We start from the raw sequence: 15,777 nt of genomic DNA on the forward strand, positions 1-15,777 counted from the left end.
TGATGAATGTTACAAAGTAGACACAGTGGGGCAAGCCAGGCCTGCCCCACGTATTGCCATTAATGCTTGATAATATAAAGATTCTTAACGGAAATATTATCCAACGGGTCTTTACCGGTATAACCCCCTACCCACGGTTTCACCAGGCGGGCGTTAACGTAGTAATAGACCGGTACAATTGCAGAGTCTTTATCGAGCTGCTCTTCTGATTTCGCGTACAGATCAGCGCGCTGCGCATCGTCTGTGACTTTCAGCGTATCTGTAATGATCTTATCGAATGCCGGGCTCTTATAGTGCGCGGTGTTATTCGAACTGTCACTCAGCATGGTGTTCAGGAAGGATGTTGGTTCGTTATAGTCCGCACACCAGCCGGCACGAGCCACGTCGAACGTCCCCTGATGACGGGTATCCAGGAAGGTTTTCCACTCCTGGTTTTCCAGCTTCACGTTCACGCCCAGGTTTTTCTTCCAGATAGACGCGACGGCGATAGCCAGTTTTTTATGCAGGTCAGACGTGTTGTACAGCAGGTTAAACGTCAGCGGCTTGTCAGCGGTATAACCGGCTTCAGCCAGCAGTTTTTTCGCTTCTTCGTTACGTTTTTCCTGTGACCACTTGAACCACTCAGGCTCAACCAGTTTCATACCGTCGGTATAAGGAGGGGTATAGCTGTATGCCGGCAGGTCGCCCTGGTTTTTCACTTTGTTCACGATAATATCGCGGTCCAGTGCCAGCTTCAGCGCTGTACGCACGCGCACGTCAGTGAATGGTGCTTTCTGGTTGTTGATTTCGTAGTAGTAAGTGCAAAGATACGGATCAACATGCACTTCTTTCGGGATCTCTTTTTTCAGCTTCTGGAACAGTTCAATCGGCATGTTGTTATAGGTCATGTCGATTTCGCCGCTGCGGTAACGGTTAACGTCAGTGACTTCAGAAGAGATTGGCAGGTAGGTTACCTGATTAATGACGGTTTTCGCGTTATCCCAGTACTGCGGGTTACGCTCCAGAACCATACGTTCGTTGACCACCCAGTCTTTCAGTTTATAAGCACCGTTGGTCACGATATTGGCAGGCTGGGTCCATTTTTCACCAAATTTTTCCACCGCGGATTTTGGTACCGGGGAAACGGACGGGTGAACCAGTAATTTGTAGAAGTACGGAACTGGCTCGCTCAACGTCACTTCAAAGGTATTGGCATCAATCGCTTTCACACCCAGGTCGGTGACCGGTTTTTTACCGGCGATGATGTCATCAATATTGGCGATGTGGCCATATTGCAGGTAGCTCGCATACGGAGAGGCGGTGGTTGGATTCGCCAGACGCTGCCAGCTATATACGAAATCTTCGGCGGTAACCGGCGTACCGTCGGACCATTTCGCATCTTTACGCAGATGGAAGGTCCAGACTTTGAAATCTTTATTTTCCCATTTTTCCGCCACACCCGGTGCCGGGTGGCCGTCTACGTCGGTCACCAGCAAGCCTTCGAACAAGTCGCGGTTGACGTTAGACTCCGGAACACCTTCAATTTTGTGCGGGTCAAGAGACTGAACTTCCGCACCGTTGTTACGAACCAGCGTCTGTTTCTCAGCCAGTTGAACGCCTGCAGGAACGTCCGCAGCCATTGCAGCGTTGCCCGCGATTAGCGCAGTTAAAATCCCCGCCGCTACCAGATTTTTTTTTGTGATGATGGACATTGTGTTGGTACTCCACTCATTATAATTACTGGCCTTCGCCAGCTGTGTAATCCCCTGTTGGGGCCTGTACAGCGCAGGAGTTTTTTTTGCTGCTGTCAGGTTCTTCTTTTTACTTCTTGCTATCACCGACTTTTTTATTACTGACCGCTCGTATGGCCGTCTTGCGTCGATTCTTCACAGGTCTCCCCTGTCTGAGGCCTGCGCTGGATATCTGAGAAGAGGACTATATGAAAATAATTCTCATCTGCTTGTTTTATGCTGCAAAATATTAGGCCGGAAAGTATCAAATGGCGTAAACGCGCGCCAATACATTTTGCAAATTTGTTAAGCAATTCTCTTTTACGGTGAGTGCCGTATCTCGGGGGGCAGCCCTGCCTGACATCAAATACCGCATAAAAACATTGGTATTCAATATGATAGAGAAAACATTCTCTACAAGCGCGTCGCTGCGCTATCATCGAGTGGTTTTGTACAAAAATTTAACAACTGATTATTATTTAGCACATTCCTCTAGGGGAACGTTGAAATTACTAATATCATTTCGGTTATGACTCAGCAAGCCCCAGAGTATCATGTGAGTAAAATAACAGATCGATTGAAGGTTTTATGCGCAGAGAGGCACGAGGTAAATTGATAACTTATTGAAATATAAGAAAAGCGGATTATTAGTAGAATTTATTATGATATGTGAGCATTTCAACTTTAGTTATATGATTTGCTGATAATCACGTAAAAAAACGGAGCCTCAGGCCCCGTTCTTTCATTTGAAATATTAGTGCAGTAAGCCGGGGAAAATGCTTTTAATACCGGTGACAATAAATTCGATGCCTAACGCCATCAACAACAGCCCCATGATACGCGTAATGACGTTGATGCCCGTTTGCCCCAGCCAGCGCACCAGCCAGGGTGCCATACGGAAAACACCCCAACAACACAGTGCGAAGATAGCGATGGCGAAAGAAAAGCCAATCAGGTGCATAAGGCTATGGTAACGTGTCCCCCAGACAATGGTGGAACTGATTGCCCCAGGCCCTGCCATTAAAGGCAACGCAAGCGGGACCACGCCGATACTTTCGCGAATGGCGGTTTCTGATTTCTCCTGTTTGTTCTGTTTATCCTCACCCAGCTTACCGCTGATCATCGACATGGCAATGGTCACCACCAGGATGCCACCCGCGATGCGGAAAGAATCAATTGAAATGCCGAACAGCTGGAGAATGGCATCACCCAGGAAAAGCGAGGTGAGCAAGATAATGGCCACTGACAGGTTAGCGGTGAGGTTGGTTTTGTTCCTGGCCGCCGCCGTCTGGTAACTGGTCATACTAATGAAGACAGGGATGATCCCTACCGGGTTGACCAGGGCAAACAGACCAATAAAAAATTTAAAATACGTTGGAAAATCAAAGAGCGTTTGGATCACGTTTTGCTCCGCTTATGCACATGCCCGGGACTGACACTTTGTCATGAAAAATCGCGCTGAAGATACGCTTTTTATGAGCATACTTCACCAGAAATCTGTGCCTAAACGTTATCCTTTCAGGATGTTAAACAGATGTAGAATCAGTGATAGCATCACTTCCAATAGTTACTTAATTATTTAACACTGGAAATATCTACAATAAATAACCCTGCTGAAAGGTATCAGCTTGGGGAAAAATTGACGCAGATCATGATTTTCGTACTCAGAAGTGAGTAATCTTGATTACGCCCCCCAGGAAGGTCACCTGTTACAAAGGGATGATGTTAAGGTAAGGCTCTTTTAGTAAGTTAGCGCGCCAGAGCATAAAGTAACTCTTTGTTTTACTTTATCTAACGCAAGTCGTAGTGGCTCTGTCTATACTGTCAGACGTATCGAGCGCTGGTTTACTAAAAGAGTTTAAACATTATCAGGAGAGCATTATGGCTGTTACTAATATCGCTGAACTGAACGCACTCGTCGAGCGCGTGAAAAAAGCCCAGCGTGAATACGCCAATTTCACCCAAGAACAGGTTGATAAAATCTTCCGCGCGGCCGCTCTGGCTGCTGCAGATGCTCGAATCCCTCTCGCTAAAATGGCCGTTGCTGAATCCGGCATGGGTATCGTTGAAGATAAAGTGATCAAAAACCACTTTGCTTCAGAGTATATCTATAACGCCTATAAAGATGAGAAGACTTGCGGCGTCCTGGCTGAAGATCATACCTTCGGTACCATCACCATTGCTGAACCTATCGGTATTATTTGCGGTATCGTTCCAACGACTAACCCAACGTCTACTGCCATCTTCAAATCGCTGATCAGTCTGAAGACCCGTAACGCAATCATCTTCTCCCCTCACCCACGTGCTAAAGATGCCACCAACAAAGCAGCGGATATCGTGCTGCAGGCTGCTATCGCTGCGGGTGCGCCAAAAGATCTGATCGGCTGGATCGACCAACCGTCTGTTGAACTGTCTAACGCCCTGATGCACCACCCGGACATTAACCTGATCCTGGCAACCGGTGGTCCTGGCATGGTTAAAGCAGCATACAGCTCCGGTAAACCGGCTATCGGTGTAGGTGCGGGTAACACGCCTGTTGTTATCGACGAAACGGCCGATATTAAACGTGCTGTTGCATCTGTACTGATGTCTAAAACCTTCGACAACGGTGTTATCTGTGCGTCTGAACAGTCCGTTGTTGTTGTTGATTCCGTCTATGATGCGGTTCGCGAACGTTTCGCCAGCCACGGCGGCTACATGCTGCAGGGCAAAGAGCTGAAAGCCGTTCAGGATATCATTCTGAAAAACGGCGCGCTGAACGCCGCCATCGTTGGTCAGCCAGCCTATAAAATCGCTGAACTCGCCGGCTTTACCGTTCCGGCAACCACCAAGATTCTGATCGGCGAAGTTAAAGTTGTCGACGAAAGCGAACCGTTCGCTCATGAAAAACTCTCGCCTACGCTTGCTATGTACCGTGCGAAAGATTTCGAAGACGCGGTAGTAAAAGCGGAGAAACTGGTTGCAATGGGGGGTATCGGTCATACCTCTTGCCTGTACACCGACCAGGATAACCAGCCAGAGCGCGTTGCTCACTTCGGTCAGATGATGAAAACTGCGCGCATCCTGATTAACACCCCGGCTTCTCAGGGTGGTATCGGTGACCTGTACAACTTCAAGCTCGCACCTTCCCTGACTCTGGGTTGTGGTTCCTGGGGTGGTAACTCCATCTCTGAAAACGTTGGTCCAAAACACCTGATCAACAAGAAAACCGTTGCTAAGCGAGCTGAAAACATGTTGTGGCACAAACTTCCGAAATCTATCTACTTCCGCCGTGGCTCTCTGCCAATCGCGCTGGATGAAGTGATTACTGATGGCCACAAACGTGCGCTCATCGTGACTGACCGTTTCCTGTTCAACAACGGCTACGCAGATCAGATCACTTCTGTTCTGAAAGCGGCTGGCGTTGAAACTGAAGTGTTCTTTGAAGTTGAAGCTGACCCAACCCTGACCGTAGTACGTAAAGGTGCTGAACTGGCGAACTCCTTCAAACCCGATGTGATCATCGCACTGGGTGGTGGTTCCCCAATGGACGCCGCGAAAATCATGTGGGTTATGTACGAGCACCCAGAAACACACTTCGAAGAACTGGCGCTGCGCTTTATGGACATCCGTAAACGTATCTACAAGTTCCCGAAAATGGGCGTAAAAGCGAAAATGATCGCCGTTACTACCACTTCCGGTACAGGTTCAGAAGTCACGCCGTTTGCTGTTGTAACCGACGATGCAACCGGTCAGAAATACCCACTGGCTGACTACGCGCTGACGCCAGATATGGCTATCGTTGATGCCAACCTGGTCATGGAAATGCCGAAATCACTCTGTGCGTTCGGTGGTCTGGATGCAGTGACTCACGCCCTGGAAGCTTACGTTTCCGTCCTGGCTTCTGAGTTCTCTGACGGTCAGGCTCTGCAAGCTCTGAAACTGCTGAAAGAAAACCTGCCAGCGTCTTATAATGAAGGGTCTAAAAACCCGGTTGCCCGTGAACGTGTTCACAGTGCAGCAACCATCGCCGGTATCGCGTTTGCTAACGCCTTCCTGGGTGTTTGCCACTCAATGGCACACAAACTGGGTTCACAGTTCCACATTCCTCACGGTCTGGCGAACGCCCTGTTGATCAGCAACGTTATCCGTTATAACGCGAACGACAACCCAACCAAGCAGACTGCTTTCAGCCAGTACGACCGCCCACAGGCACGTCGTCGTTACGCTGAAATCGCAGACCACCTGGGTCTGAGCGCACCGGGCGACCGTACTGCGGCGAAGATTGAGAAACTGCTGGCATGGCTGGAAAGCCTTAAAGCTGAGCTGGGTATTCCTAAATCGATCCGTGAAGCGGGCGTTCAGGAAGCTGACTTCCTTGCGCATGTTGATAAGCTGTCTGAAGATGCATTCGATGACCAGTGTACCGGTGCTAACCCGCGCTACCCGCTGATCTCTGAGCTGAAACAGATCTTGCTGGATACCTTCTACGGCCGCGAGTTCAAAGAAAATGACACTGTTGCTGTGAAAGCCGACGCACCTGTCATTAAAGCTGACAAGAAAGCGAAGAAAAACGCGTAAATGACAGCCTGATAAAAAACCCGCCTCTGGCGGGTTTTTTTATGTCTGCATTTTACTGTGAAGGATTATTTGCGGTTGTCAGGCTGAAGCGCCGTCAGTGAGCCGACAATCAACGCTTCCTTATAATGCTTACGGCACACTGATACGTAGCGCTCATTGCCACCTATCACCACCTGCTCGCCATCAGCATAGGGTTTTCCGGCCTGGTCGAGGCGAAGCACCATGCTGGCTTTACGGCCGCAAAAACAGATGGTTTTAAGTTCAACGAGTTTATCCGACCACGCAAGTAAATACTGGCTGCCGGCAAAAAGCTCGCCGCGAAAGTCAGTGCGCAGTCCATAGCACAGAACGGGAATATCAAGCTCATCGACAACCTCTGAAAGCGCATGAACTTGCTCACGCGTCAGAAACTGGCTTTCATCAACCAGAACACAATGGATGGGCTGTGAAGCATGCGCTGCGCGGATATCCTCCAGCAGGTCAGTTTGCGGGTTAAACAGCCTCGAAGGCGATGAGAGGCCTATTCTGGAACTCACCTTCCCTGCACCAAAGCGGTCGTCAATTTCAGCCGTATAAACAACGGTACGCATCCCACGTTCCTGGTAATTGTATGAGGATTGCAGTAGCGCTGTCGATTTCCCGGCATTCATTGCCGAATAGTAGAAATAAAGTTGTGCCATTGGCCGTAAAACCCTAATCAATGTGTAATATTACCGATGATTCATTGTACCATATTTTGTCTGGTTATCAGCGATACGACGCACAGACTATGCGGTTCAGCGCGGGGTTTACCGCCGGCGTTTTGCAAAAATAATGCGTTAAAACATGAAGTAAACGCATCCAGCCCAGCCAATATGTTATAGGGTCAGCCAAACATAACACTTCATTTTATAGTGGAATCATCGTTCATTAAAATTCACTATTTATTAACTATTTCTGCCTTAACATACCCGGTGTAAACTAATACAAAAGGCTGATATTTATCCGCCGCAACTATAATTCCTGAGGCAAATGTCACAAAAAAAAGATGCAATCGACTGCGTTAAGCCACTTTACGTGATAACAAGCGAGACTGGCGGGTTATGAAATTTAAGTTAGCGTAATTAATAATAGCGGCAATATTCACTATTTTTTGAATTCCTTACATTCCCAGCTATTGCACAACTGAATTTATCGCTCTATTATTAGGACAACAAACCACCCCCCATTATAAGTTTGAGATTACTACAATGAGCGAAGCACTTAAAATTCTGAACAACATCCGTACTCTTCGTGCGCAGGCAAGAGAATGTACCCTCGAAACGCTTGAAGAAATGCTGGAAAAATTAGAAGTTGTAGTTAATGAACGTCGCGAAGAAGAAAGCGCTGCTGCTGCTGAAATCGAAGAGCGTACTCGTAAACTGCAGCAATATCGTGAAATGCTGATTGCTGATGGTATCGATCCAAATGAATTGCTGAACAGCATGGCTGCAGCTAAAACCGGTACCAAAGCAAAACGCGCTGCTCGTCCTGCTAAATATAGCTATGTTGACGAGAACGGCGAAACTAAAACCTGGACCGGCCAGGGTCGTACTCCTGCTGTTATCAAGAAAGCAATGGACGAGCAAGGTAAACAGCTGGATGACTTCCTGATCAAGGATTAATCATCTCGCTTACAGAAAAATCCCGCGTAATGCGGGATTTTTTTTACCCGCAATTTACCGCAAACATCCCCTTACACTCTGTCATAAAGCGTTATTTGGCTATTTAGTTTGCCTTACAATCGTACGTGATGACGGCGTGTTATGGGCATAAAAAAACCGGTGGGCAGAGCCTCACCGGTTCAGATCAAATGAAGCCTGAGTTATTTCTTAATACCCGCGCTCTCTTTGAGCCAGGCTTTAAATTCTTCACCGAGCGTATTGTGGCGAATGCCATATTCTACAAACGCCTGCATATAACCGAGCTTATTACCGCAGTCATGGCTCTTACCTTTCATATGGTAAGCTTCAACGGTCTCTTTCTCGATCAGCATATCAATGGCATCGGTAAGCTGGATTTCATCACCCGCTCCTGGAGGCGTTTTCGCCAGCAGAGGCCAGATTTCAGCACTCAGGACATAACGACCTACAACCGCCAGATTAGAAGGCGCTACGTCGGCTTTAGGCTTCTCAACCACGCCAATCATCGGCACGCTCTCACCCGGTTCAAGGTTAACGCCTTTGCAGTCAACAACACCGTAAGCGGTAACGTCATCCACAGGTTCAACCATGATCTGGCTGCTGCCTGTTTCATCGAAGCGTTTGATCATCTCAGCCAGATTGTCCTGAGAAAGATCTGATTCATATTCGTCCAGAATAACGTCAGGCAGGATCACCGCAACAGGCTCATCACCTACAACGGGATGCGCACACATGACTGCGTGGCCCAGACCTTTAGCCAGCCCCTGACGCACCTGCATAATGGTGACGTGTGGCGGGCAAATAGACTGAACTTCTTCCAGTAGCTGGCGCTTAACACGTTTTTCCAGCATGGCTTCGAGTTCAAAACTTGTATCGAAATGGTTTTCGATAGAGTTTTTTGATGAATGTGTAACCAGCACAATTTCAGTAATGCCGGCCGCGATACATTCGTTAACGACATACTGAATTAATGGCTTATCAACCAGAGGCAGCATCTCTTTAGGAATCGCCTTAGTTGCTGGTAACATCCTGGTCCCCAATCCCGCTACCGGGATGACGGCCTTTCTGACTTTCGAATTTAGGGCAGCCATTCAAATTCTCCTGAGCTGTTCAAGTTTTGAACTTTTATGCAATAAATAACGCGTTAAGTATATCAGCCTCATCCCGCAGTCCGGGTCTGAAAAGAACGCGTTGCCGATCAATTAGGACAAATACGCATGATTCCGGGCAGCGATAGTAGCACTCCCCGTAAATCACAGGTAAAGCAATCTTAAAATTAAGATCCAACTGCTTATTCCGTGGACAACATTAAGCGTAGCCGTCCCCCAGCACCCCAAATTTGGCACTGCCAGGAGGAACAGCGATGGCTAATTTGATTAAGATAAGCCGTACCCAATGTTCCAAGCGGGACACCGTTACTGACCTGAATATGATGTTCCCCGGTATTCAGCGAGGCATTAAGCCCCGCGGAAACGAGGATAAGATTTTTCAAACCGCTGTGGTAATAACCTACCAACAGCGGAAACTGTCCGGGTAAATTGGCCTGACGGAAAAGCTGGTTTACCTGTTTGAGTAAACTGCCTAACTCGGGAAGCCGCTGCCCCTGATGGGAGAGTTGTTCCTGCAGCAACCCGTTAAATAGCGCACGAAGTAATAACGCGGCTAATACACCATTATCCCCTGCCCGGGTGACATCAAGACAATAAAATGCAAGGTCTGAATCCGATAATGGCGCAATATCGAGCACCAGCCCTGGCTGGTCAGCGGCCACCAGCTGGCGATAATTCACACGACAGTGAGAAATATTTTGTTGTACCGGCGGTTGAAGTTCTTGCAACAGTTTCGCCGCCGCAGGGGGATTACTCACTAAGGCGTCCCAGTCCTGGAAAAGGCGTTCCTCTTCCTCAACCCGGGAATTAAACATATTGGGATAAAGACAGGCTAAGACGGTTTCACGAAGCCGGTTAAGATCTTTAACCGGTTTAAGCAGAATATCCTGAACCCCCAGACGCAAGGCTTTGGCTATATCCGCCATGTTCTCTGTGGCGGAAATCACCAGTATCGGCATCTGGTTGGCTTCATTGCGCAGATGTTCGACCAGCTTCAGTCCATTCATCCGTGGCATTTCAAGGTCACAAATCATCAGATCAGGCGTGATATTGACCATTTTTTCCAGCGCGTCGATGCCATCGTCAGCCAGTGAAGTGTTTGCCCCCAGTGATGATAACCACGAATCCAGTAGCGATCGGAAAACGGGCTCGTCTTCAACAATCAAAATGTGTTTTCCGGCCAATGGCTTCGTCATGGTTCCTCCCCTGGCTGACAGTAACTACATAGTGGCATGCTATCGGCACTGTCGCCTGTCAGATTTTGCTGAAGTAGTCAAAAAAAGGTGCTTAACGTGCTGTTCGCACAAAAGGCAGCAACTCATCTATTTTCTTTTCGACGGCTAACGAGCCCGCTGCGATGGCGGCCTCAGCCCGATGGAAATCAAGGGTAGAAATTTGCGGACAATACGGCTGAAGCAGAATATCCGGCGGGTCGCCAGCCATGCGGTTGCGCTTGAGGCGGTTCTCCAGGACCTGGATTGAGGTCGTCATAATTTCAATCGCCGTGGGTGCAGTTACCGCACGCCGGGCGGCCATGCGCCCGAGACGTCCGCGCAGACGCTCATGCCAGGCCAGTTTTTCGCCCTCGGCATCTTCACTCTGAAGATTGACTGGCATCAGGTCTTGTTGCATCAGATGAGCGTCGTGCTGTAAATCCACAGCAATAACAATATCGGCACCCATAGCGCGGGTCAGGGAAATGGGGACCGGGTTAACAACGCCTCCGTCGACAAGCCAGTAACCGTTGTGTGGAACAGGGGCCATTAAGCCCGGCATGCTGCAGGACGCGCGAACGGCAAGATGGATATCCCCTTCGGTAAGCCAGAGTTCGCGGCCGGTACTGAGGTTCGTCGCAACAGCGCCGAAGGGTAACTGACAATGACTGAAGTCATCGAGAGGCATAATCTGACGGAACTGGTTAAAGACCCGTTCACCGCGCAGCAACCCACCGCGCTGCCACGAGAGATCCATCAGGCGCAATACGTCCCAGTAACTGAAGGAGCGTACCCAGGTTTCAAGTTCCGGAAGCTTTCCGCACGCGTATGCGGACCCCACAAGCGATCCGATTGAACACCCTGCAACAATATCAACGTCAATGCCCATCTGCTTTAAGGCATTTATCACGCCGATGTGCGACCATCCCCGGGCTGCACCTGAGCCCAGCGCCAGTCCAATTTTAACCTTTCTCATTAGCCCTGTTTTACGTCCCCTGGATTCCTGACATAGCATCAACGCAACTGCTCAGTTAACATGGTGCTACCCGAAGCGTTTAACGCCCTTATTTTTTGTTCCAGGAAGAGAATCGTGTCTCAACTCTGCCCTTGTGGTAGCGCTCTGGAGTATAGCCTATGTTGCCAGCGATATCTGTCTGGCGATCAGGTTGCACCAGACCCGTCACACCTCATGCGTTCACGGTATACTGCTTTTGTGATCAAAGACGCAGACTACCTGATTAAAACCTGGCACCCATCCTGCCACGCTGCCGATTTCAGACAGGATATTGAAGCCGGGTTTGCTAATACCCAATGGCTCGGCCTTACCGTCTATGAATCGTCAACGGGAAGTGATGCTGATGAAGGTTATGTCAGCTTCGTTGCCCGCTTTATCGAACGCAATAAGCCCGGTGCCATTATCGAACGTTCCCGGTTCTTAAAGGAAAGCGGGCAATGGTATTATATTGACGGAACGCGCCCACAGTTTGGTCGTAACGATCCCTGCCCTTGTGGTTCAGGTAAAAAATTTAAAAAGTGTTGCGGGCAGTAATGCCTGACAACCCAGACTTCGCAAATACTCAAACAGGATTTCCCGGCGATGCAATCACTACAACGTAAAGTTCTGCGCACCATCTGTCCCGATCAAAAAGGGCTGATCGCACGAATTACCAACATTTGTTACAAGCATGAACTGAATATCGTGCAGAACAACGAGTTCGTTGACCACCGTACCGGACGCTTCTTTATGCGTACCGAACTCGAAGGGATTTTCAACGACACCACCCTGCTTGCCGATCTCGACAGCGCGCTGCCTGAAGGCTCCGTGCGTGAACTGACACCCGCTGGCCGTCGTCGCGTTGTTATTCTTGTGACGAAAGAAGCCCACTGTCTTGGCGATCTGTTGATGAAAGCAAACTACGGTGGCCTCGATGTTGAAATCGCTGCCGTTATCGGTAACCACGAGACGCTGCGCACGCTGGTTGAACGTTTTGATATTCCGTTTGAGCTGGTCAGCCATGAAGGCCATACCCGTGAAGAACATGACAACCTGATGGCCAATGCTATCGAAGCGCATAACCCGGATTACGTGGTACTGGCGAAATACATGCGTGTACTGACCCCATCCTTCGTGGCACGTTTCCCGAACAAGATCATTAACATCCATCACTCATTCCTGCCAGCCTTTATCGGTGCTCGTCCTTATCACCAGGCGTACGAACGCGGTGTGAAAATCATCGGTGCCACCGCGCACTACGTGAATGACAACCTGGACGAAGGGCCAATCATTATGCAGGACGTGATTCACGTGGATCACACCTATACCGCAGAAGATATGATGCGCGCCGGGCGTGACGTAGAGAAGAACGTACTCAGTCGTGCGCTCTATCAGGTGCTGGCGCAACGTGTGTTCGTTTACGGTAACAGAACGATTATTCTTTAATCGACAAGAAAATGAACTGGTTAGCTTTACAGCTTAACGCGTAAAATTCAGGCAACCAGTTTATTTTTATTGTGGTAACGCTTTACAGGGGCGTCTCATTTGATATGATGCGCCCCGCTTCCAGCAGGAAGCAGGCCAGTAAATAGCATTACCCCGTGGTGGGGTTCCCGAGCGGCCAAAGGGAGCAGACTGTAAATCTGCCGTCATCGACTTCGAAGGTTCGAATCCTTCCCCCACCACCATATCTCAGCATTACCTCAAAATTTGAATTACCCCTGGTGGGGTTCCCGAGCGGCCAAAGGGAGCAGACTGTAAATCTGCCGTCATCGACTTCGAAGGTTCGAATCCTTCCCCCACCACCATCATCTCACAGCCAATCCAGTGATGTATTTCAAACGATGTGTCATGCATAGCAACAGACGATCACATTGGTGGCAACCGGCGCTTCACCGGTGAACTTTTCACGATCGACGTATTACACTGAGCATGTTCCGCCAGACCATCAAGCAACGCATCCAGTTGCTCAATCGACCGCACGACCAGCCTGATAACAAAGCAGTCTTCACCGGTGACTTTATCGCTCTCAATACATTCCGGCATGGCCTGAATGTACTTATCTACTTTTTGCAGCAACCCCGGTAAAGGACGAACCCGCACCAGCGCCTGCAACGTATACCCCAACGCCGTCAGATTGACGCGCGCGCCATACCCTTCAATCACCCCACGCTCTTCCAGTCTTTTCAGACGCTCTGCTGTACTGGGAGATGTCAGTCCAATACGTCCGCTGAGTACCTTTAGCGACATGCGCGCATCCTCAACCAGACAGGCAAGAATTTGGCGATCGATGTCATCGAGAAGGTTTTCCATCGTTTTTACCTAATTTAAAAAAGCCATCACTGTCTTTCACCTTATATCAGCCATGTTATTCCCGACAGCGGTATTCGACAATATCGTCATTAATCAGGAGGTGAACAATGGGTGATGTACAAAAAGGCGTCTGGCAGATGATCCTGGCGATGTTAATTTCCGGCTCGATTGGCGCGTTTGTTCTGCTTTCCGGCCTGCCGGTGACGGAAGTGGTTTTCTGGCGATGCCTGATCGGGGCAATGGCCCTTTTTATTTTCATCCGAATAAGTCGAAAACCATTTAGTCAACTCACCCGTTTAACGCTACTGCTGGCAATTCTGGGCGGTGTTGCGTTAGTGGTGAACTGGTTGCTGCTGTTCGCGGCTTATGAACGTATTTCAATCGGCCTTTCTACCGTGGTTTATAACACTCAGCCGTTTATGCTGGTATTGATGGGGATGTTTTTAGGTGAACGCGTGAGCCTGGTGAAATGGGGTTGGCTCGTTCTCGCCTTTGGCGGCGTGGTCATCCTGCTCTCCAGTGAGCTGAATGGCGCACAGGGCGAAGGCTGGCTCGCAGGAATCGGTCTGGCGATGGGGGCCGCTTTCTTCTACGCACTGACAGCCATAATCGCCCGCAGACTGAAATCAGTTGCGCCCCAGCATATCGCCTTTATTCAGGTACTGACCGGCGTGGTCATGCTGTTGCCCTTCGCCCACCAGCCGGCATTATCAGCTGATTTCCCATGGCCGATTTTACTGACGTTAGGTGTCGTCCACACCGGGATCATGTATCAGTTGCTGTATAGCGCGATCCAGAAGCTCCCGACGCCCGTTACCGGCTCTCTGTCTTTTATCTATCCCGTGGTGGCCATAATTGTCGATAACGTGGTGTTCGGACACTCGCTGAATATCACGCAACTGGCAGGGGGTGCATTGATACTGTTTGCGGCGGCAGGTAATAACCTGGGCTGGGGCGAGAAAAAACCCCGCGAGTGCGGGGTTGGGATCAAATCAGCAAATTAGCGTCGGGGGCGAACAGGCTAATCCTTGCGGATTAACTTGAGGAGTTGTTCGCGAGCCTGTTCAAGTTGCCTGAGTCCGCCGCGCAGCCAGATACCTTTTCTGAAAAACTCGACCCGGGCGGCATGATCGAACTGATCGTAGTCAACCGGGTACACCAGGGCCGGGATCCCTTTTTGAATACAGTGCCACATAATCCCCGCCCCGCCGTGGTGTATCACGACATCGTAACGAGATAACCAGGCATCATAATCAACCCAATGCATACGTAAGAAATTCCCTGCCCGCTCACATTCCGCACTTTCCAGGCTGCCATCCGTGAAATGGAACACCCAGTCTGGCATCGTTTTCGCCAGAGCTGTTGCCGCTTTCGCTACGTCATCTTTATGCCAGTCCAGATGTGTACCCAGCGTAATCAGGACATGCCGCTTTCCTTCAATGAAGGTCGGTTTCTCTCCATCTGCAGACGGGGTGTACAGCGCGGGTCCAATAAAGGCTACCGATTCAGGCCAGGTCCGCTCAAACTCCATCTCTTTTTCGCCCAGAGCGAGAATGCGCAAGGGTGAATATGCCGTTTCACTGCCGTCAGGCCGATATAGCCGGGTTATGCCCGTCTGACGAATCACACCGCGAAAAAACCAAAAAACAAGACTCTTGAACAACCTGACTTTTTTCCTGTGGATCAGGTGGCTTATCCGTTCCCACCCGGTGATGGCCGGCATCAGCCCACCACAATAAGCGGGTGGGCCGTCCGGCGCTTCAAGAACGCAGGGCGACGGCAAGCTACTCCACCAGAGAACATTCATCCGGGTACAGACAGGCCCCACGACGGGAAGTGTAAAGTCGGCGATGGCCAAATCCGGCACGCCTTCCCGGCGCCACGCCCTCTCCAGTTCATCAGCAAAACCCTTAAGCAGGCCCACGACTGAGCGAAACTGACGATAAAGCCTCACAGGATGCGTCTTTACGGCATATTTTGGATTGGCAATAGACACTAACGGTGTATCGAAATCGCCGTCAAGAATGAGTCCTTGCAGTCCGGACGCCGCAATCCGCGCGCTGGCACCGCGAGTACTGATAATCCGGACCTGATAATGCGCTGAAAGCGCCCTCCCCATTGCCAGCACGGGATGCAAATGACCGGAAAATGGCGGGGCCAACAAATCAATTCGCGTGACGTTGTCAGGAATCAGATCAAACAAGCGTTGCATATCAG

At 49.7% G+C, this 15,777-nt stretch carries 13 protein-coding genes and 2 tRNA genes; 7 read left to right on the plus strand and 8 right to left on the minus strand.

Features of this window, described 5'->3' with window-relative positions:
* Positions 1–59: 59 nt before the first annotated feature.
* Both oppA and AC2FAP_RS07455 read right to left on the minus strand, forming a co-directional pair.
* The gene (oppA, locus tag AC2FAP_RS07450) at positions 60–1,691 is read right to left on the minus strand and encodes an oligopeptide ABC transporter substrate-binding protein OppA (protein ID WP_020882381.1); all 1,632 of its coding nucleotides are present in this window, start codon (positions 1,689–1,691) and stop codon (positions 60–62) included.
* 772 nt (positions 1,692–2,463) lie between these two features.
* A complete protein-coding gene (locus tag AC2FAP_RS07455) occupies positions 2,464–3,111 on the minus strand; it encodes a YchE family NAAT transporter (protein WP_449541705.1) in 648 nt (215 codons plus the stop codon).
* 479 nt (positions 3,112–3,590) lie between these two features.
* Here AC2FAP_RS07455 and adhE point away from each other — a divergent pair, with 479 nt between their 5' ends.
* Positions 3,591–6,269 carry a bifunctional acetaldehyde-CoA/alcohol dehydrogenase gene (adhE, locus tag AC2FAP_RS07460; RefSeq protein ID WP_020882380.1) on the plus strand — a complete coding sequence of 893 codons (2,679 nt, stop codon included), beginning with the start codon at positions 3,591–3,593 and terminating at the stop codon, positions 6,267–6,269.
* A 65-nt stretch (positions 6,270–6,334) separates the two neighbouring features.
* Here the strand turns inward: adhE and tdk are convergent, their stop codons facing one another.
* On the minus strand, positions 6,335–6,949 hold the full coding sequence (gene tdk / locus AC2FAP_RS07465; RefSeq protein WP_449541706.1) for a thymidine kinase: 615 nt from the start codon (positions 6,947–6,949) through the stop codon (positions 6,335–6,337).
* A gap of 549 nt (positions 6,950–7,498) precedes the next feature.
* Here tdk and hns point away from each other — a divergent pair.
* Positions 7,499–7,912, plus strand: coding sequence for a histone-like nucleoid-structuring protein H-NS (gene hns, locus AC2FAP_RS07470; protein WP_008502781.1), 414 nt, complete (start codon positions 7,499–7,501; stop codon positions 7,910–7,912).
* Between the two features lie 200 nt (positions 7,913–8,112).
* Here hns and galU read toward each other — a convergent pair whose 3' ends face one another.
* The 3 genes from galU to rssA all read right to left on the minus strand — a co-directional run bounded on the left by galU (position 8,113) and on the right by rssA (position 11,229).
* Complete coding sequence (gene galU, locus AC2FAP_RS07475) at positions 8,113–9,021, minus strand: UTP--glucose-1-phosphate uridylyltransferase GalU (RefSeq protein WP_014170452.1); 909 nt, start codon at positions 9,019–9,021, stop codon at positions 8,113–8,115.
* A gap of 200 nt (positions 9,022–9,221) precedes the next feature.
* Positions 9,222–10,235 (minus strand): two-component system response regulator RssB, encoded by a 1,014-nt coding sequence (gene rssB, locus AC2FAP_RS07480; protein WP_014170453.1) that lies wholly within the window; start codon positions 10,233–10,235, stop codon positions 9,222–9,224.
* Positions 10,236–10,326: 91 nt separating this feature from the next.
* Positions 10,327–11,229 (minus strand): patatin-like phospholipase RssA, encoded by a 903-nt coding sequence (gene rssA / locus AC2FAP_RS07485; RefSeq protein ID WP_032669742.1) that lies wholly within the window; start codon positions 11,227–11,229, stop codon positions 10,327–10,329.
* Between the two features lie 114 nt (positions 11,230–11,343).
* Here rssA and AC2FAP_RS07490 point away from each other — a divergent pair, with 114 nt between their 5' ends.
* The 4 genes from AC2FAP_RS07490 (at position 11,344) to AC2FAP_RS07505 (ending at position 13,055) form a co-directional block, all read left to right on the plus strand.
* Complete coding sequence (locus AC2FAP_RS07490; RefSeq protein ID WP_025203926.1) at positions 11,344–11,802, plus strand: YchJ family protein; 459 nt, start codon at positions 11,344–11,346, stop codon at positions 11,800–11,802.
* A gap of 48 nt (positions 11,803–11,850) precedes the next feature.
* On the plus strand, positions 11,851–12,693 hold the full coding sequence (gene purU, locus AC2FAP_RS07495; protein WP_014170456.1) for a formyltetrahydrofolate deformylase: 843 nt from the start codon (positions 11,851–11,853) through the stop codon (positions 12,691–12,693).
* A 157-nt stretch (positions 12,694–12,850) separates the two neighbouring features.
* Positions 12,851–12,935: transfer RNA gene (locus tag AC2FAP_RS07500), tRNA-Tyr, on the plus strand.
* Positions 12,936–12,970: 35 nt separating this feature from the next.
* Positions 12,971–13,055 (plus strand) — tRNA-Tyr (locus tag AC2FAP_RS07505).
* A gap of 61 nt (positions 13,056–13,116) precedes the next feature.
* On the opposite strand, the gene AC2FAP_RS07510 is transcribed toward AC2FAP_RS07505, so the two are convergent.
* Positions 13,117–13,560 carry an Lrp/AsnC family transcriptional regulator gene (locus AC2FAP_RS07510; RefSeq protein ID WP_014170457.1) on the minus strand — a complete coding sequence of 148 codons (444 nt, stop codon included), beginning with the start codon at positions 13,558–13,560 and terminating at the stop codon, positions 13,117–13,119.
* A 107-nt stretch (positions 13,561–13,667) separates the two neighbouring features.
* Here AC2FAP_RS07510 and AC2FAP_RS07515 point away from each other — a divergent pair, with 107 nt between their 5' ends.
* Entirely contained in the window at positions 13,668–14,564 is an 897-nt protein-coding gene (locus tag AC2FAP_RS07515; protein WP_449541707.1) for a DMT family transporter, read from the plus strand.
* A 17-nt stretch (positions 14,565–14,581) separates the two neighbouring features.
* Here AC2FAP_RS07515 and AC2FAP_RS07520 read toward each other — a convergent pair whose 3' ends face one another.
* On the minus strand, positions 14,582–15,772 hold the full coding sequence (locus tag AC2FAP_RS07520) for a glycosyltransferase (RefSeq protein WP_449541781.1): 1,191 nt from the start codon (positions 15,770–15,772) through the stop codon (positions 14,582–14,584).
* Positions 15,773–15,777 lie beyond the last annotated feature (5 nt).

It is taken from the genome of Enterobacter cloacae complex sp. 394I7, assembly GCF_057320345.1.